The sequence below is a fragment of the Vibrio sp. CAU 1672 genome, assembly GCF_029223195.1.
GTDB lineage: Bacteria > Pseudomonadota > Gammaproteobacteria > Enterobacterales > Vibrionaceae > Vibrio.
This window is the reverse complement of the sequence record NZ_JARHUF010000015.1, coordinates 49,738-68,304: the sequence shown is the minus strand read 5'-3', so window position 1 is coordinate 68,304 and position 18,567 is coordinate 49,738. Positions and strand designations below refer to the sequence as shown.

The following is an 18,567-nucleotide window of genomic DNA, read 5'->3' as shown; positions in this document are numbered from 1 at the left end:
TGTAAATGTTGGCGTTTTTGTTATACGTAACGGGTTACAATAGCCAATACTGACAGGGTAATCAGTATTTGTGCCGAATAGTACGTCACCATCACTACCTGATTGGTAAACACAGAGCTGGAACTAAAATGTTGAAAGGCAAAAATGATTCCGGACGTAACAAATTTAAAGCAGCCAATGACAGCCAGTGCCGATGACTGCGTTTTGCCGCTGGTATAGTATTCCAGTGCCATCCAGAATGTAGACATCAGGATGATGATATAGGTGGCGATCAGCAGTCGGTAGTGTTTTAAATCTGGTTTAAAGAAAAAGTAGGCACAAAGCCCTAACCCAAATAAGAGTAGTGGAATCCAGAAGGTGAAATGCCATGCCGATATCAAGCCAAAGGAGTAGCCGTAACAAATCTGTGCGATGGTGAAGGCGATAATGCCAGCGGTTAGCTTTTCTCCGGAATGGATAAAAAATAAGTCACCGATTAGCGAGAAAACTAACCCGAGCACGATCCCTTTCGCATAAAGGAGCTGGAACGAGTCAGACAGCGTTAACGTTACGATCATCAACACTATTGGGATTACTTTGGTGGTATTACGCAGCCAAAAGGGGCCGGTACGTATGCAGACTACGTGAAGAACGGCAAATAACGGAATGGCTAACCACATAGACGTCTCTTTGTTTGGTTCTGATTCGTAACAGCGAGTTGTAACACACGGAAAATCTCAACCGGGTAAAATGGCTTTGTACTCTAATCGTGGAGAGGTGCATTCAAAGGTAAAGCATAGTCTATTACCGGTCTGTGATAGTGGTGTTGCAAAATAGCATGAAAAAAACGGTATTGCATCTAAGTGACACAATACCGCAATCAGGCCAGTAAATTTAATTGAATTAGTGATTAAGCGACAGCCAGCTCAAGAATTTTGCGGCTGGTCGCTAAATCTATACTTTGGTTTTCACCCAGTATCGTCATGCCGTGTTTAGTCAGTTGCTCAATTACGGCATCAATCGCCTGTTCACGGCTGTCGCCGTACTCTGTAAGTTGTGTTGTCACGCCAAGTTGCTGGTAGAAGCCTTCAATGGCCTCAATAGTACGCTCGGCCAGATCATCACTGCTCTTGAAGCCAAATACATTGCGGCCCATTTGTTCCAGTTTTTGTCGTTTGTAACTTAATTGGTTACGCAATAGCGATGGCTGAATGATGGCCAGAGAGCGGGCGTGATCCACTCCCCATAAGGCCGTCAGTTCATGGCCGATCATATGGGTGGCCCAGTCTTGCGGGACTCCGCTGCCAATCAGGCCATTCAGCGCCTGATTCGCGGTCCACATCAGGTTGGCACGCCATTGATCATTATCGCGCTCTGCAAACTGTTCACCAAGGACCTTCAGGCTTTTTAGCAGTGCCTCTGCGTAGCCGTCCTGAACCATTGCGCCGGTCGGAACGGTAAGGTACTGTTCACAAACATGCACCCAGGCGTCGACGATACCGTTAATTAACTGACGCTCAGGTAAGGTTTTCATCACATCCGGGTCAAGTACCGCAAATTTTGGCTGAACAGCCGGTGACATAAAGGGCAGTTTGTCTTGGGTCGCCGCTTTGGTGATCACTGCCCCCATGTTTGACTCTGAACCGGTGGCTGGCAGGGTTAAGATCGCGCCAAGTGGTGTAGCTTCGCTTACCTGATGTTTACCAACCATGATATCCCAGCCGTCACCGGCATATTTGGACGCCGCTGCGACGTATTTTGAACCGTCGATCACTGAGCCGCCACCGACCGCAAGAATAAAGTCCACATTCTGGTGTTTTACGGTTTCCACCGCCTTGTCGAGCGTTTCTTTGGTTGGGTTTGGTTCTACGCCCGAAAATTCCAGCCACTCATGCCCCTTAAGTGCTTGGGCGACCTGGTCATAAACGCCATTGGTTTTGATTGAACCGCCGCCATAAATGACCAGCACTTTGTGCCCGGCAGGGATCGCCTGTGCGATGGATTCAATTTGGTTTTGACCAAAGAAGATTTGCGTTGGATTCACGTAAGAAAATTTCATTGTCTCTTCTCTTGCTTGCTGGTTAGGAATGAACGATATGTGCATATTAGTACGATGCATGGCCGTTAAATAGGCCAATTTCTGTAACTAAATTGCCTATTTCTACATTCTTTTACGGTGAAGTGTGGAAGGTTGCACCTTTGGACAGGTATAGTTAAGGACGAAAGCAGAGGAAATAAGGTATGAGTAATCTTGCAAGTTTAATGACGGACTATGTCAATTGTGCCTCCCTTCAGGATCTGGAAGGGATCACGCAAACGGCCATTCCTGGAGTGTGGTTCTATCGCAGTAGCAAGGGTAATCCGCGCCAGCCGTTTGTCTACCAATCTGGCATTATCGTCCTGGGGCAAGGGCACAAGAAAATCCATATTGGAGAAACGCCGGTCAGTTATGGCCCGGATGACTATCTGGTCGTCGGTGTACCGATGCCGCTTGAGTGCGAAGCGATGGCTACTAATGATGAGCCTTTATTGGGGATATCCATTGATATTCCGATGCCGCTGCTGCAAAAGATGGTCCGGAAATTAGAATCCAGGGGTTTCAGCAATATCTGCAAACAAGCGGAAAAATGTGGCCTGAAATCAGTCAGCATGAGCGCAGATATGCTGGATGTCATCCAGCGTTTGATGCGAGCGCTGTGTAATGATCTTGATGTCGCAATGCTGGGTGACAACCTGCTTGAAGAAATTGTCTATCGCACTTTGTTAAGTAAAGAGGGGTATGTACTGTTTGAGTTAGCCCATCAAGAGGGTTTCTACGCCCGTGTTGCTAAAGCGCTTAGCCGGGTCCATCAGGCATACCACGAGCCATTATCGGTGCAGGATCTGGCTGAAGAAGCCAATATGAGTGTTTCTGCGTTTCATCAGGCGTTTCGTAATGTCACTTTAGAGTCCCCGCTACAATACATTAAGAAAGTACGTCTAAACAAAGCCAGGGAGTTGATTAAGCTGGAAGGTCGCCGGGTCAGTGACGCCGCGAGACTGGTCGGTTACACCAGCGCTTCTCAGTTCAGCCGGGAGTACAAGCGTCACTTTAATGAAACTCCTAAGTCGGCACGCGTTTAAGCTCATGTGATGATCAACTCCCTAATTTCAACTAATGCGACGCATTTAACTGTTTGCTTTGTTAATTTGATTGTTGTCGCGAAATAAGTGCTTTCTTGTTGCACGTATTTAAAATGTTATTGCGATATTCTGTTAATATTCCATAAATAAACAGTGTGATTTTGCAAAGTTGCACCTAAGTTATTTCACATCGAAGTAAAAGTAATTTTGTTTCGTGTGTCGTGGTTAGTTTTATTCACTAATAACTTAAGGAAGAGCAACTATGTACCTAACAAGTGGACGCGAGTCAAAGAGTGTACTTACACTGAGCTTTTTGACCGCATCTTGCCTGATGGCGTTTAATAGCTACGCGGCTGTTGATTGTGCTTCGCTTGAAGTGTGGGATTCGTCCAACGTCTATACCGGTGGTGATCAGGTTAAGTACCAGAATAACGCGTATAAAGCGCGTTACTGGACACAAAACAACAATCCGGCTGAATTCTCCGGAGACTGGTCGCAATGGCAAGCTCTGGGTGCCTGCCAAGATAGCGGGCCTGTTGATCCACCTGCAAACCAAGTACCGACGGTTACCTTAACATCACCTTCTGCGTCGGGTTTAATTACAGCCGGCGAAGTGGTTAATTTGTCAGCCAATGCCGCCGATTCCGATGGCAGTATCAGCAAAGTGGAGTTCTTTGTTGATGGCAGCTTGGTAGGTCAGGCGATTTCCGCTCCCTTCAGTGCTGCGTGGGCGGCAACAGAAGGTATTCATGAATTTTCTGCCAAAGCGTACGATGATGCCGGTGCGGTAAGCTCGATCAGCGCTGTAACGTTAACTGTCGAGCCTGTTCAGTCAGGAAACACCGCACCGACGGTTGATGTGGCGCTTTCTGCTGCGTCAATCGAGTTGGGGAGCTCTGTTACCGTGACGGCGAATGCGGCGGACGTTGATGGTTCGGTGGTCAAAGTCGAGTTTTACGCTGCCGGTGCGCTTGTCGGTACAGCTACCACTGCACCATTTACCGTTGACGTGGCTCCGGCACAGCCCGGCTCAGTAGCGATTTACGCAAAAGCAACCGATGATGCTGGCGCAACCACCGACTCCTCTTTGGTCACCCTCTCTGTAAATAGTGGAAGTGTCACCGCTAATTGCCGTCCTGACGGCTTGTACCAGACATCCGGAGTGGATGTGCCTTATTGCTCTATCTATGACGAGGAAGGGCGAGAGAAGATGGGAGCGGATCACCCACGTCGGGTTATTGGTTACTTTACCAGCTGGCGTAGCGGTGATGACCCACAGGCCGCTTATCTGGTTAAAGACATTCCGTGGGAACAGTTAACCCACATAAACTATGCGTTTGTCAGTATCGGTCCGGACGGTAAAGTCAATGTGGGTGACGTGAACGATCCAAATAATGCCGCAACCGGCAAAACATGGCCTGGTGTCGACGTCGATCCAACACTTGGCTTTAAGGGGCACTTTGGTGCTCTTGCTACCTATAAACAAAAACATGATGTTAAGACACTGATTTCCATTGGCGGCTGGGCTGAAACCGGTGGACATTTTGGTCCCGATGGCAATCGTGTTGCTGACGGGGGCTTTTACACCATGACCACCAATGCCGATGGTTCGATCAACCATGCCGGTATCGAAAAATTTGCTGCATCGGCGGTGGAAATGATGCGCACTTATAAGTTTGACGGTTTGGATATTGACTACGAGTACCCAACCTCAATGGCTGGAGCAGGTAATCCTTACGATAAAGAGTTCATGGAGCCTCGCCGAGCTTACCTGTGGGCATCTTACCAAGAGTTAATGAAGGTATTACGTGAGAAGTTGGATGCTGCATCGGCTCAGGACGGCGTGCATTATATGCTGACTATTGCCGCGCCATCTTCAGGCTACCTGTTACGCGGTATGGAAACATTTGATGTAACTAAGTACCTGGATTATGTCAACATCATGTCTTACGACTTACACGGTGCCTGGAATGATCACGTGGGCCACAATGCGGCGCTGTTCGATACCGGTAAAGATTCTGAACTGGCTCAGTGGAATGTATATGGTACTGCGGCTTATGGTGGAATTGGTTATCTGAACACGGACTGGGCTTACCACTACTTCCGGGGTTCGATGCCGGCAGGTCGTGTTAATATTGGCGTTCCTTACTACACCCGGGGCTGGCAAGGGGTGACTGGTGGCGAAAACGGTTTGTGGGGCCGGGCCGCACTACCGAATCAGTCTGAGTGTGCACCGGGCACCGGTGAAGGGGAGAAGAACAACTGTGGCCACGGCGCAATGGGTATCGACAACATGTGGCATGATCTCGACCCGGCGGGTAATGAAATGGGGGCGGGTTCTAATCCAATGTGGCACGCCAAGAACCTGGAGAAAGGCATCTGGGGTTCATATGCTAAAGCTTACGGCCTCGATCCAGTCAACGATCCTTCCGACCAGTTGGTCGGTACTTATACTCGTAACTACGATTCTGTGGCAGTCGCTCCCTGGTTGTGGAATGCAGAGAAGAGCGTGTTCCTGTCAACTGAGGATAAAGCGTCAGTTGAGGTAAAAGCTGATTACATTATTGATAAAGAAATCGGCGGTATCATGTTCTGGGAGCTGGCGGGCGACTATAACTGTTATGTACTTGATGCAAACGGTAACCGTACCAGTGTTGATGCAACCGAACAAGCTTGTGCCGCAGGCAATGGTGAGTACCACATGGGTAACACGATGACTAAAGCGATTTACGACAAGTTTAAGTCTGCCACGCCTTACGGCAACAAGATTGCGACAGGGCCGATTCCGACTGAAGCGGTGGATATTGCCGTTAGTGTGGGCGGGTTTAAAGTCGGTGATCAAAATTATCCAATTAACCCTAAAATCATCTTCACTAACAATACCGGTCAGGCTATCCCTGGTGGTACTGAGTTCCAGTTTGATATTCCGGTATCGGCACCGGACAACGCAAAAGATCAGTCTGGCGGTGGTTTGAAGGTCATAGCATCTGGTCATACGCGTGCCAATAACATCGGTGGTTTGGATGGTGTGATGCACCGCGTATCATTTACGCTTCCATCCTGGAAAGACCTGCCGGCTGGAGGTACCTACGAGCTGGATATGGTGTATTTCCTGCCTACCTCTGGTCCCGCAAATTACACCGTAATTGCTGGTGGTAAGGAGTTTGCGTTCAAGTTTGAACAGCCAGATCTGCCGATTGGTGATTTAAACTCAGGCTCTGGTGGTGGTGAGCCAGGTACGTGTGATACGACGGGCCTGGTAACTTACCCTGACTTTCCCCAAACAGATTGGGCAGGTAACCCCAGCCATGCGAATCAAGGTGATAAAGTGATTCATAATGACGTGGTATACCAGGCTAACTGGTGGACGGCGTCAGAGCCCGGCAGTGATGGCAGTTGGATGCTAGTGTGTAACCTCTGAGGATGAGTGTTAGCTAAGAATAAAGCGCATGGCATTTGCCGTGCGCTTTTTTGGGCCATAAATGCTCAGAACTGGTAACCCTCTGGCACCACAACGACGCCTTTTTCTGAAATGTGAAATCGCTTGGCGTCGTCGGTTTTGTTCACACCGATTTCCGTATGAGGCGGAATACGCACGTGTTTATCAACGATGCAGTTCACCAGTTGGCAGCCTTCACCGATCTCCACGTCACCGAAGATAATACTTTCGGAAACCGTCGCACTATCGTTAATCCGTACATTAGACGAGATAATCGAATGATGTACCGATCCTCCAGAGTTAATGACTCCATTAGCGATCATCGAGTTGATAAAAATGCCTTCGTTTCCCGTTGCGGACGAGACCGTCCGGGCTGGCGGATATTGCATTTCATAGGTTCGGATCGGCCAGTTAGGCTGATAGAGGTTCATTGGCGGAACCGGTTCGAGTAAATCCATATTGGCTTCATAGTAAGAATCGATCGTCCCGACATCGCGCCAGTAACAGTCTTTATCCACCCGGCCTTTACTGCCACAAAATTTATAAGCATACACGGATTCGGTATCGATCAGCTTGGGAATAATATCTTTACCGAAATCGTGGCTGGAATCTTCATTCTGGGCATCATGTTCCAGAACTTCTTTTAGTACATCCATATCAAACACATAAATTCCCATTGATACCAGGCTGAGGTTAGGATCTCCGGGAAGGGTTGGTGGCGTTGCGGGCTTTTCAATAAAAGATTGAACCATACCGTCTTCACGGATGCTCATGACACCGAAGGCGGACGCGTCTTCAACCGTAACATCCATACAAGCAACGGTGAGTTTGGCTCCCTTCGCTTTATGCTCTTCCAGCATCGCGGCGTAGTCCATGCGATAGATATGGTCACCTGACAGCACAACTACGTATTTGGCATCATTGCGCGACAGCAGCCACATGTTGTGATAGATGGCGTCGGCAGTACCCTCATACCATGCACCACCTTTGCGCATTTGGGGCGGAACGGCAGTAATGTACTCACCCAGTTCGGGATTAAAGATCGACCATCCGTCGCGCAAGTGTTTCTGCAGCGAATGTGACTTATATTGGGTGAGTACTAAGATTTTTCTTAAACCTGCGTGTAAACAATTACTTAAAGTAAAATCAATGATCCGGTATTTACCGCCGAACGGAACGGCAGGTTTCGCTCGGTCATCGGTCAGCGGGCTTAATCTTGAGCCCATTCCTCCGGCTAAAATAACAGCGAGTGCGTCTTGCATAGTGTATCCCTTTCCCTTTTGGTGCATACGCTGAGAGGTTACCGTCAGGGGAGATCCAACGTTGTGCGTAACAAATCAGGTATGCGTGAAGTGACGTATTGATTAATTGGTTATCCAACTGTAGTACAAGAATTAAGCCACAGATTAAGTTCATATAAATCAGTTAGATAGGATAGGGCATGCTGGTAATTGGCACCATATTAGGGAATGATAATACTGGTTATGCCCTAATATAGTGCGACAGCAAATAAGGTGTAGCCTGTTATCTGACAGGTACTATTTACAGTGTAAACAAGGCATGAATCATTATGAGGGAGTAGGATACTCCCCCACAAAGGTTTGGATTTCAGTAGCTTAGTGTTGCTGGCTGAACGATATTAATTCAGATTAACTATGACAAGCCGATAATATTGCCATCATCGTCTAAATCAAGATTCATAAAGGCAGGTTTATCGGGTAATCCGGGCATGGTCATGACGTTGCCGGAAAGGGCGTAAATAAAGCCCGCGCCAGCGCATAAGCGTATGTCACGAATGTTTACGCTAAAACCGTTTGGTGCACCTTTGATGGTGGCGTCGGTGGTGATTGATAGTGGCGTTTTAGCCACACATACTGATAAATGGCCAAAGCCTAGCTTTTCAAACGTTTCTAACTGGAGTTTGGCTTTATCACTTAATATAAGATTCGCAGCCCCATAGCCTCCTTCAGTCACGGCCATCAGTTTTTCCAGCAGAGACTGTTCAGCAGTGTAAAGTGGACAAAACTGTACCGGTGTTGTGCATTGTGCAATCACTTTGCGCGCTAAATCGTTGGCACCGGCACCTCCCTCGCTAAATGCGGTGCTGATCGCGACTTTCACGGCGGGGTAGTGGTCATGAATCATAGATTTTAAAGAATCCAGTTCTTGCTGGCAGTCTTGCGGGAACTGATTGATGGCGACCACCACCGGGATACCGTATTTACTGACGTTGTTGATGTGCCACTTAAGATTCTCAAAGCCCGCGGACAGTGCGTTCGGATCTGAATTAAAAATAGAGTCGGGAATTGGCATACCTGGTTTAAGAGCATATAAACCGGAGTTGGCTTTGAGGCCACGTAGGGTGGCGACGATCACGACACAGTCTGGTGCTTTGCCGGATGCGTGAGACTTGATATTACACGCTTTCTCAAAGCCCATATCGGAACCAAATCCAGCCTCGGTGACAACGTAACTGGAAAGTTTCAGTGCAATTTCGTCAGCAATGATCGATGAGTTACCATGCGCGATATTTGCAAAAGGACCGGCATGAATAAGGGTAGGAACCCCCTCTAAGGTTTGCATCAACGTCGGGGCGATGGTCTCTTTCAGCGTCACGGCCATGGCACCGGCAACTTGCAAATCTTCGGTGGTGATCGGCTGGCCATCAAAATCGTAAGCTAATACGATACGTCCAATCCGCTGGCGCAAATCTTTGAGATCGGTTGAAAGTGCCAGGATTGCCATCAGTTCGGATGCAGCGGAAATGTCGAATCCTTCGGCACGCTCATAACCATTGACCTGTTTGTTTTCCTCATTGAGGCCTATCGTCACCATTCGCAGGGCGCGATCGTTGTGATCCATAACGCGCTTCCACGTGATTCGTGCAGGATCGATACGCAGCGCTTTCATGCCGGTGCGCCGTTCAAAGGCATCGTAACCTTCGCGCTGTTCGTGATACAGCCTTGCGTCAATAGCTGCGGAGGCAAGGTTGTGCGCGGCGGTCACCGCATGAATATCACCGGTAAGATGCAGGTTGAGTTCATCCATCGGAGCAACTTGCGAATAGCCGCCACCCGCCGCTCCGCCTTTGACACCAAACACAGGCCCCATGGAGGGCTGGCGGATACAGGCCATCACTGATTCATTAAGGGAGGCTAACCCCTGCGCCAAACCTATCGTGGTTACTGTCTTGCCTTCACCCAATGGTGTAGGGGTGATCGCCGTGACAAGAATCAGTTTACCATCTTTGTTGTGCTGCAGGCGTTGTAAACACTTCGGATTCACTTTCGCTTTGTACTTGCCGTGGGTGTCAAATTCGTCAGGCAGTAAACCGGCTTGAGACGCAATGGTATGAATGGCAGACAGGGGAGTATTGCGGCAGATGTCGATATCAGATTGCATTGAGGCTCCAAAATAGTGGCTAACACTTAACGACCAATGTTTCACTACAATCGCAAAGATTGTGTAGAAGGCGTTACGCAAACGTTTGCGTCGGAATAATACTGGTAATTTGTGTCATGTAAAGAAGTTCGTGCGCCTTAGTGTGTTACATTCAAACAAAATTACCTAAATACTGCGTCAGATCAAATCAAAAAGACCACCAAACGGTGGCCTCTTCAGGTGATTCATTTGAGGCCGATATAATTAACGGTCCCAGTATGTTTCTTCCAAACTGTCTTCACGCTCCGGAAGCGATTGTGACAGGCGAGGGGAGTGTTGGGTCAACACTTCATAACTCACACGGTTCGCGTACTTACAGATCTGCGACAAGGAAGAATAGGTCAGGCAGGGTGCTTCGTGTTTATCTGAGTTAGGCACTTCTTTCATATGGAAAGAGTTAGCGGCCATATCATGCAGCAAGGCAGACAGCGCGGCATCACCTGCGCCATTGGTGTTCTTGATTTCCAATGGGCCACCCAGGTACGGACCGATGTGTGAATACACCTTAATTGGATTGTCACAGTCTTTCTTACGCATTGAGCGGCTAAACTCGTACTTATTGAAGTCTGCAATTGAGCCTGACAGAAGATCGTGGGTCGTTTCACGTTTCAGCTTTTCATCGGTATATCCAGCCATGTACAGTCCGCTTGGTCCGGCGGTGCACAGTACCAGATCAACCCATTCAAGCGCCTTATCTGCTGCGGCAAGAGGCTCGGAAAGGCCGGTTAGCGCCGCACCTTCTTCTTCGTTCATTGCAACGATAGAGATATTCTCTCGGATATACTCCTGCCACCATTCGGCGTTGCCTTCGATCACATACTTGGTGCCTAACGTGAGTACCACCGGTACGTCATGCTTCTTAGCAAATTCAATCGCGCGTTGTACCGCCTGAGGCATTGGATCGCCCTGCTTGCCACGCATCAAATAGGAAGAGACAACCAACGCAGACGCTTTTGCGAACACATCTTCAGGAATGCTTTCTGGTAGCAACTGATTCATATGTCCTTCATTGATAGCGAATGTACGTTCGCCATCTTGTGAAATCAGTGTGTAACAGCGACCAATCGGACCATCTACCGTTTGTAAATGGTTGAGGTTCATCCGCGCTGAAGTCCGGCATAGGTAGCGGTAAGCAAATGAGCCAACCTGAATGTTCTTTGACATCACACCCAGCAACACTGACTTGCTATCGGCCAGCACAGAATAATTGTGCAGCGTATTACCGATGGTATCACCAGGATACTGGTGAGTGATCAATCCCTTCTCAACTAACTCATCGTAAAGTGCATCGGCTTGACTTTCTTCAAGAACCAGAGAGTGTCCTTTGCTCAGGTTATATTTGTCTAAAAACGCATCATCTACGCGCGCTTCGATATCCACAATGGTTTGGCCAACACCAACGATTGTCGGACGGTATAGCTTGGGTGCCTGTCTGATTTGGTTGACTAGTGGATCTCGAGCGTGAGTTGGGAAGTAGTGTTTAGATTTACGCTGTCCAGGAAACTTCATGCTAGTTACTGAGTGAGAAAAAAGAGGCGGGATTGTATCACAAAAAAAATGAAAATCGTTGTATTTTCTTACAAAGAACAAGGTCCGTTGAAGAAATCAACGGACCGGGTATTTTCTGTACGGATTGTGGTTATTGGGTATTGGTTTCCGCTGGTGTAACGTAAGCTTTTGTACCCCAGAGTGGCACTGTCGACAGGCTGTGTTTGAAGCTTCCGGATGTTTCTTTGGTCGAGTAGGAGAGATACATCAGAGTCTGATTTTCCGGATCATAAATACGACGAATTTTCATCGATTTGAAAAAGACACTTTTAGACTTTTTGAATACGACTTCACCGGACTTGCTTTTGTCGATGCGAGCGATCATCTCCGGGGTAATATCACCAGTCTGGCGGCAAGATATGGAGCTGTCACTTGGATCTGCCAGGCTAAAATCGGCTTCAATACTGGCAACATGGCATGTGACGCCGGGAACCTCCGGGTCAACCAGGGTGTTTAGTTTGATGTCTTTCAGCGTGAAAAAGCCCAATGACACATCCCCGACTTCATCGCTGCCACATCCGGCAAGGAGTGCGACTAGACTTAGAGTGAGCAATCGTTTTTTCATCAGTTGGTCCTTGTAAAGGTCGTCAATTACTCATAAAGCTAACAGATGATTACGATTAAGACAAAATATGGATGATGTTCAGGCGTTTAACTAGGTTTGATCAGTGCTTCATGCTAATGTACGCCAACTCAGCAGTTACGATTGTTCCTGTGAGCTTTTCGATAGCTACTATTTAATTACCGCGAGAATTGGGATCATACCAATGAATGACCAACAGCTAGCCGCCATAAAAAGAAAGAATCAATGGCTTCATGACCTCGTCGAGGTTGAATTTCCCACCGCAGAAAGTCTGAAGGGGAGAGCGCTGTATTTTGAGGCGCTGGAGAATAGCGTACTTAGTGAGTTAGGCTATGAGTCTTTGCTCAATGCTGCTCGGCCAGATGCACCAGAATCGATCTATCAGGTTGATTTTCATCGCTTAACTATCATGTTTGCCATTCTGCAGTCTCAACGTTGGTCAGCACAAGAAGAGCAGGATCTGATTGTGGAGTACCTGACGCAAATCATTCTGGATCCGGACTTTGAACTGTATGTCGCGTTTGAAAATGGTGAAGCCGCGGCTGCGGCCATTGTAAGTCAGTATGAAGGACAAACGCTGATTTCTGATGTCGCGCTGGCGGTCGGAGTTGACCAGGTTCAGTTTGTCGCCGATCTGGCGTTGAAACTCAATCAACACCAAAAGCTCAGCGATGCGATTTTGCTCGAAAGCCAGGCCTGACGAAGCCAAGAGTGTACATTGATGATGTGCACTCATGGCCTGAATCTGCCACTGACAGCAAAGCTGTGTGCGATAGAGGCGCTAGCACTGGTAAGTAATGCTCCTCACAAAATCTATACCTACCTATGTCAACCAGGTCGGCGTTATCCTCTGATCGGTCTCGCGTAAACTCTTCTTTCGACTTTTCATTCGGTGATCTGGGTTATAAATCTTTTAATTGATTCCTACCTTGTCAACGAAATGCCAACTTCATCGTTTAATGATAGGAAAACTTAAATATGATTGAACTACATATTTAATAGAAGCAAATAAGTTTTCCAGACTGAGTGTTTTGGTATGGCCGGGAGGGGTAATGTGGAGCTGAATAAATATAAGTGCGTTATATTTGACTGTGATGGAACGCTTGTCGACAGTGAAGGTTTATGTTGCCAGGCATTAATTAATGTATTTAGTCGATATGGTGCCGAGATTAACTTTGAAGAGTGCATTGCCCAGTTTCGAGGGGGAAAGCTGGCGGATATCCTGAGTGACGCTAAGCAGTTGCTGAATGTCACAGCTTCTTTGGATGTGCTTGAGCCTCAATACCGCCAAGAGGTCCAGTTCTTGTTTGAGCGCCATCTTCAGCCCATGCAAGGAGCCAAAGCGCTGATTCGTTTTCTTGAATCACACAATATCGAATATTGTGTCGCCTCTAATGCTCCTAAGGACAAAATTGAATACTCGCTCAAGCTTACGGGGTTGTTAACAGAGTTTAAGGGCAAAGTGTTTTCTGCCTTTGATGCCAACAGCTGGAAGCCTGAACCTGACTTGATCATGTACAGTGCCATGAACATGGGCTTTTTGCCGAGTGAATGTATCTACATTGACGATACCCCCAAAGGTGTTGAGGCCGGACTAAACGCCGGAGTCAAAACTGTTCAGCTCTATAATGGTGCGCCGGTTAACCGTGTCGAAGACAGTAGGGTTATCCGTATACACCAGTTAGATGAATTAAAGGAGCAAGTGCTGAGCTGTTCGGTTTAATGGCAGCTTTCACTTAACCCATGAATGAGTTCAAATTTTGACTGTAACAAAGGCGTTTGGTGAAGACACTGAATGGCGGACAAATTTCTAGTATGAAACCCGCATGACGCGCAGGTAAATTTCTCTCCGTCCGCTGAAATCATATATTCATCATATTGACACAATGGGCAGGACAATATTTCACTTTCTTGCATATATTTATTCTTATTCATATTTGTCACCAGCAGCAATATTAATTGGCAAAATTAATATTAGCCCAATAAGTGTTCGTTGAATATTGTTTCATCAGCTGTCTTAAGTTCTTGAGATTCACTTCAAAGTATCCATCTCATTGACCTCACGCGTATTTTTACCTGTTTATTCACTACGCTCGTGATAAAAAAGCCCTTGGGTGGCATTCGCTGACTGATTATGCGGCCAGATTGTATATTTGGAAGTCCACGGAATGATCCCTGATTTACCAGGAAGTTATCTCGTTAGCCAATACCTGGCAGTTGGATGGGTAAGAATTGGTCAGAAGATGACTGGATTAATTGCTGTGATGAATCAAAGCAGAAGCAAAAAAAAGGCCCCGACAGGGGCCTTGGAAGAGAGCTTAAACGGTCCGGTAGCGTTTGAGGATCTCACCTAAAGATGTCGACGCATTGGTTAAGTTTGCAACACCGGTAGTAGACTGCTCAGCAACTTGTTTGATGGTATTTGACTGGCTGCGTATGTCGGCTAACTCGGAGGCTATGTCATTAGCCACAGCACTTTGTTCTTCTGCTGATGTAGAAATTTGGATGCTCATGTCCATTAACGAGCGTGAAGAGTCGACGATAGTCCCGACGTCTCTGCCGATTTCACCAATCAACTGACTGCTGGTTTGAGCTTGTTTGACGGTTTGATCAGTAATTGAAGCGATTGTGTGGCTCTCTGTCTGTAGTTTTTCAATCATCGCCTGAATTTCGACGGTTGCTTGTTGGGTGCGGCTTGCCAGTGTACGTACTTCATCGGCAACTACCGCGAAGCCGCGTCCCTGTTCACCGGCACGGGCAGCCTCAATCGCCGCGTTTAACGCCAATAAGTTGGTCTGTTCAGAAATCGCATTAATGGTTGTGATCACATCATTGATTTGGGTAGTGTTTTCATTCAGAGAGGTCACTGAACTAGAGGTTTGCTCAATATAGCCTGACAGGGTATCAATCTCAGAGATGGCGCTTTCTACCAAGCGGCGGCTCTTTTCGATCTGCTGGGTATCCTGCTCGGATTGCATCGTAGCTTGTTGAGAAACGGCGGACACTTCTTTGGCTGAAGCGGTCATCTGTTCCATTGCCGTAGCAACTGAGTCCAGCGTTTGATACTGATGGGAAATTTGTGTTTCGCTCAACTGCATATCTTGCTCGAAGGCCGCAGAAGTTTCACTGAGTGTGTTTGCATTATCTTTTACGCTATTCACTAGCTCAGTTAACGTATCCATCGACTTATCGAGGGCACAGCCGATAGTACCAAATTCATCTCGCCCAGGGTGAAAACCGAGTCGCGACGTCAGATCACCATTCCCGATTTTTTCCGTAGTGGTGTACAGCACCCATAGCGCTCCACCCAAGAAAGTTGCTACCCAGTAGCAGAATACAGCAAACGGCGCTGCCCAAAGAAAGCTCAGTAAAAAGGTGTTCAGGGCTTGTGATTTGGTTTCTTGATATTGTGTGCGTAAGTTTTCAGTAAGCTGGACTGCTTGTCCGTTATTAAGCTTAGCACTCACTGTGACCACGCCGTTTTCAAATGTCGCAGGGGTGGTAGCCGCAACTTTTGCCAGGCTTGAGGTGCCGGAGATATCAGCGGCACCTGATAAGACAACTCCGGAGAGCTTAGCTTGCGCGGAAGTTATGGAAGATTGTTCAAACTGATGGATGTCACTCAGATACCGGCTTCCTGCCAATGAGGCCAAAGTAACCAAGAATAAGATAAAAATGACCCAGATTTTGTCGTTAATCGACATTTTTATAAAGAGTCGGTCTATGGTTCTAAACTCAACTTCTCTCATTTGATGCTCCGTATGGGGGATAGGTGAACATATTGAACAAAGGTAGGCGTATATCGAAACAAAATACGTGATAAAGCGCATCTATTTATGTAACCATTAGTTATATAAATTCAATAAATGTGAAGTGAATCGACCTGTAACGGAATGACTGCCTATAAGTATTGCTTTTTTAACATCACCTTAGTGCATACCCCTATTGCCAGGTATAAACTTGGTTGATTAACAGCAATATTCACTGAGCAAAAGGCAAACGGTTACTTATGATACTGCTCATAGCTTTTTAAAACTTTGCTTCCTCCTGTCATCAATGTGTCATATAAACGCTATAAAACAGAAGCACTGGTTTTCTGTTCAACAGTCAGAACAAACACAGACCAGTAAATGGAAGCGCTGACGCTTCAGGAGATGTAAACAGAAAGGAGGTCACAATGAGCGACCAAAACCACAATGATGAAAGCTTAGAAATGCTGGATGCATTGGAGATCGGAATTAATTTGTCAGAGTACATGAGTACTGACGACGACTCCGAATAAGCGCCTATCACCATATTCTCATAACGCCGGTTGAGGCGTTATACTAGGTTCATCAAGACCAACCGATTCGTCTAATGAACTTTCTCGCCCACCTGCACATCGCAGATCATTGCCACAGTCAGTTATTGGGAAACTTGCTTGGAGATTTTGTTAAAGGAGATCCAAGCAAGCAGTATCAAGTCGCAACTGAACACGGCATTCGTCTGCATCGGTTTGTTGACCGTACTACCGACCAGCATATGCTGGTCGAAGAGTGTAAGCACTTTTTTACCGGTAAAGCTCGTCGATTTGCTCCTATTGCGTTGGATATGTTCTGGGATCACTGTCTGGCCAAGCATTGGCAACAGTATCATCCTTTACCGTTAGAACAGTTTGTTGACTCGGCACAAGCCAGAGTAGAGGCTGAGATTAGTACTGAGCTGCCTGAGAAGTTTCTAAACCTGCATGCAAAAATGTGGTCCGGTGGTTGGCTACTGTCGTATCGCGAGTTGGAAAATATCGAATTTGCTTTACATCGCATGTCGCAAAGAAGTCACAGAATGGCCAATCTCACCACCACGTTTGGAGTGTTGGAAAAGCAATACAATCAGCTTGAAGAGCGTTTTGCGCCACTATACAGGGATGTATTGCTGCAAGCCGGGAATTTTCAATCCAGCTTGCTCACAAAACTCCCGCTTTCAGAACAAAGGTAGTATGACACCTGACCCTCTGCTAAACTCTGCGCTCGCAAATTTATGAGGTGTCACATGTCTGCTAATTTTACTGAACTCGGTATTGAACAAACGTTGGTCGATACATTACATCAACTCAATATTGTCTCTCCGACACCGGTTCAGGAAAAGGCCATCCCTCACCTATTGGCCGGTAAAGACCTGCTTGCAGCTGCTCAGACAGGGACAGGAAAGACGGCCGCGTTTGGATTACCTATTATCCAGGTAGTCCAACAGCAGCAACGCAATGGTAGCCCTAAAGCGTTGATTCTGGTTCCTACCCGAGAACTAGCCCAGCAAGTATTCGATAATCTTAACGCTTATGCGTCCGGCAGTGAGCTGCGTATTGTTTGTGTTTACGGTGGAACTTCCATTCGCGTTCAACAGCAGAACCTGGAAAAAGGTGCCGATATTCTTATTGCAACTCCCGGGCGGTTGTTGGATCACTTGTTCAATGGCAACGTGAACATTTCAAAAACTGGTATGTTGGTCCTCGATGAAGCAGATCGCATGTTAGATATGGGCTTTATGCCTGATTTACAACGCATTTTGCGTCGCTTACCGTCAGAAAAACAGATCATGTTATTCTCTGCCACGTTTGAACAGCGGATCAAAAACCTTGCCTACTGGTTGATGGATAGCCCGGCTGAAGTAGAAGTATCGCCAGCAAATACCACGGCCGAAACGGTGCAACAAATGGTGTATCCTGTTGACAAAAAGCGCAAACGCGAGTTGCTGGCGTACTTAATTGGCTCCAAAAACTGGCAACAGGTGCTGGTCTTCACTAAAACCAAGCAAGGCAGTGACGAGTTAGCCAAAGAGCTTAAACTGGATGGGATCAAAGCGGTATCAATTAATGGCGATAAATCACAAGGTGCACGCCAACGGGCCTTAGATGAGTTTAAACAGGGTAAGGTTCGGGCATTAATTGCTACTGATGTTGCGGCCCGCGGATTAGATATCCAGGAGCTTGAGCAAGTCGTTAACTTTGACATGCCTTTTAAGGCGGAAGACTACGTCCACCGTATAGGTCGTACTGGACGGGCCGGTAAATCAGGCTTGGCAGTCTCGCTCATGAGCCGGGATGAAGAGTACTTGCTCCACGCGATCGAAAACCTGCTTGATGATCGTTTACCCCAGCAGTGGCTGGAAGGCTTTGAACCTAGTCTTATTGAAGATATTGAGCCGGACAGAGGCGGGGGCAGACGTAAAAGCCGTTCCGCAGAGAAACGTAAATTGAAAGCCAAGATGAAGATTCACAAGAATCGTGGCAAGCACAAGGCGTGATAAGCCACATACGAAGATATTTCTTTTTGCTGGGGCACCAGATCGGCTGTTGATTAGTCTGTCTGGTCGTCAGATATTGGCAATTTTGTTTTTTATCTGGTGAATATTAAATTCATCTGCCGCAGTCTCTAAATGGTCAGAACCGATGGTTTCTTTCACTATTCTGAACCGGAAG

General features: G+C 47.1%; 14 protein-coding genes. 6 read left to right on the top strand and 8 right to left on the bottom strand.

The genetic code is table 11. From position 1 onward, the window contains the following. Positions 1-20: 20 nt before the first annotated feature. Together P2G85_RS14210 and P2G85_RS14205 are read right to left on the bottom strand one after the other, a co-directional pair. Positions 21-659 carry a lysoplasmalogenase gene (locus P2G85_RS14210; protein ID WP_275864736.1) on the bottom strand — a complete coding sequence of 213 codons (639 nt, stop codon included), beginning with the start codon at positions 657-659 and terminating at the stop codon, positions 21-23. A gap of 230 nt (positions 660-889) precedes the next feature. Beyond that, the gene (locus P2G85_RS14205) at positions 890-2,038 is read right to left on the bottom strand and encodes an iron-containing alcohol dehydrogenase (RefSeq protein WP_275864735.1); all 1,149 of its coding nucleotides are present in this window, start codon (positions 2,036-2,038) and stop codon (positions 890-892) included. Between the two features lie 182 nt (positions 2,039-2,220). Here P2G85_RS14205 and P2G85_RS14200 point away from each other — a divergent pair, with 182 nt between their 5' ends. Next, positions 2,221-3,102 carry an AraC family transcriptional regulator gene (locus tag P2G85_RS14200; RefSeq protein WP_275864734.1) on the top strand — a complete coding sequence of 294 codons (882 nt, stop codon included), beginning with the start codon at positions 2,221-2,223 and terminating at the stop codon, positions 3,100-3,102. Positions 3,103-3,364: 262 nt separating this feature from the next. Beyond that, entirely contained in the window at positions 3,365-6,523 is a 3,159-nt protein-coding gene (locus tag P2G85_RS14195; RefSeq protein WP_275864733.1) for a glycosyl hydrolase family 18 protein, read from the top strand. Between the two features lie 65 nt (positions 6,524-6,588). On the opposite strand, the gene glgC is transcribed toward P2G85_RS14195, so the two are convergent. The 4 genes from glgC to P2G85_RS14175 all read right to left on the bottom strand — a co-directional run bounded on the left by glgC (position 6,589) and on the right by P2G85_RS14175 (position 12,095). Beyond that, positions 6,589-7,830 carry a glucose-1-phosphate adenylyltransferase gene (glgC, locus tag P2G85_RS14190; protein WP_275864732.1) on the bottom strand — a complete coding sequence of 414 codons (1,242 nt, stop codon included), beginning with the start codon at positions 7,828-7,830 and terminating at the stop codon, positions 6,589-6,591. A gap of 364 nt (positions 7,831-8,194) precedes the next feature. Further along, positions 8,195-9,943, bottom strand: a complete 1,749-nt coding sequence (locus P2G85_RS14185) for a formate--tetrahydrofolate ligase (RefSeq protein ID WP_275864731.1) — start codon at positions 9,941-9,943, stop codon at positions 8,195-8,197. 243 nt (positions 9,944-10,186) lie between these two features. Next, positions 10,187-11,491, bottom strand: coding sequence for an inosine/guanosine kinase (locus P2G85_RS14180; RefSeq protein ID WP_275864730.1), 1,305 nt, complete (start codon positions 11,489-11,491; stop codon positions 10,187-10,189). 130 nt (positions 11,492-11,621) lie between these two features. Then, complete coding sequence (locus tag P2G85_RS14175; protein ID WP_275864729.1) at positions 11,622-12,095, bottom strand: CreA family protein; 474 nt, start codon at positions 12,093-12,095, stop codon at positions 11,622-11,624. Positions 12,096-12,297: 202 nt separating this feature from the next. Here P2G85_RS14175 and P2G85_RS14170 point away from each other — a divergent pair, with 202 nt between their 5' ends. Both P2G85_RS14170 and P2G85_RS14165 read left to right on the top strand, forming a co-directional pair. Continuing rightward, positions 12,298-12,813 carry a flavodoxin gene (locus P2G85_RS14170; protein ID WP_275864728.1) on the top strand — a complete coding sequence of 172 codons (516 nt, stop codon included), beginning with the start codon at positions 12,298-12,300 and terminating at the stop codon, positions 12,811-12,813. A gap of 354 nt (positions 12,814-13,167) precedes the next feature. Next, positions 13,168-13,836 carry an HAD-IA family hydrolase gene (locus tag P2G85_RS14165; protein ID WP_275864727.1) on the top strand — a complete coding sequence of 223 codons (669 nt, stop codon included), beginning with the start codon at positions 13,168-13,170 and terminating at the stop codon, positions 13,834-13,836. Here the strand turns inward: P2G85_RS14165 and P2G85_RS14160 are convergent. Further along, positions 13,833-14,048 carry a hypothetical protein gene (locus P2G85_RS14160; RefSeq protein WP_275864726.1) on the bottom strand — a complete coding sequence of 72 codons (216 nt, stop codon included), beginning with the start codon at positions 14,046-14,048 and terminating at the stop codon, positions 13,833-13,835. The genes P2G85_RS14165 and P2G85_RS14160 overlap by 4 nt on opposite strands. Before the next feature lie 383 nt (positions 14,049-14,431). Beyond that, positions 14,432-15,862, bottom strand: a complete 1,431-nt coding sequence (locus P2G85_RS14155; RefSeq protein ID WP_275864725.1) for a methyl-accepting chemotaxis protein — start codon at positions 15,860-15,862, stop codon at positions 14,432-14,434. Positions 15,863-16,469: 607 nt separating this feature from the next. Here P2G85_RS14155 and P2G85_RS14150 point away from each other — a divergent pair. Together P2G85_RS14150 and P2G85_RS14145 are read left to right on the top strand one after the other, a co-directional pair. Next, entirely contained in the window at positions 16,470-17,087 is a 618-nt protein-coding gene (locus tag P2G85_RS14150) for an ACP phosphodiesterase (protein ID WP_275864724.1), read from the top strand. Between the two features lie 54 nt (positions 17,088-17,141). Continuing rightward, positions 17,142-18,392 (top strand): DEAD/DEAH box helicase, encoded by a 1,251-nt coding sequence (locus P2G85_RS14145; RefSeq protein ID WP_275864723.1) that lies wholly within the window; start codon positions 17,142-17,144, stop codon positions 18,390-18,392. Positions 18,393-18,567: the final 175 nt, after the last annotated feature.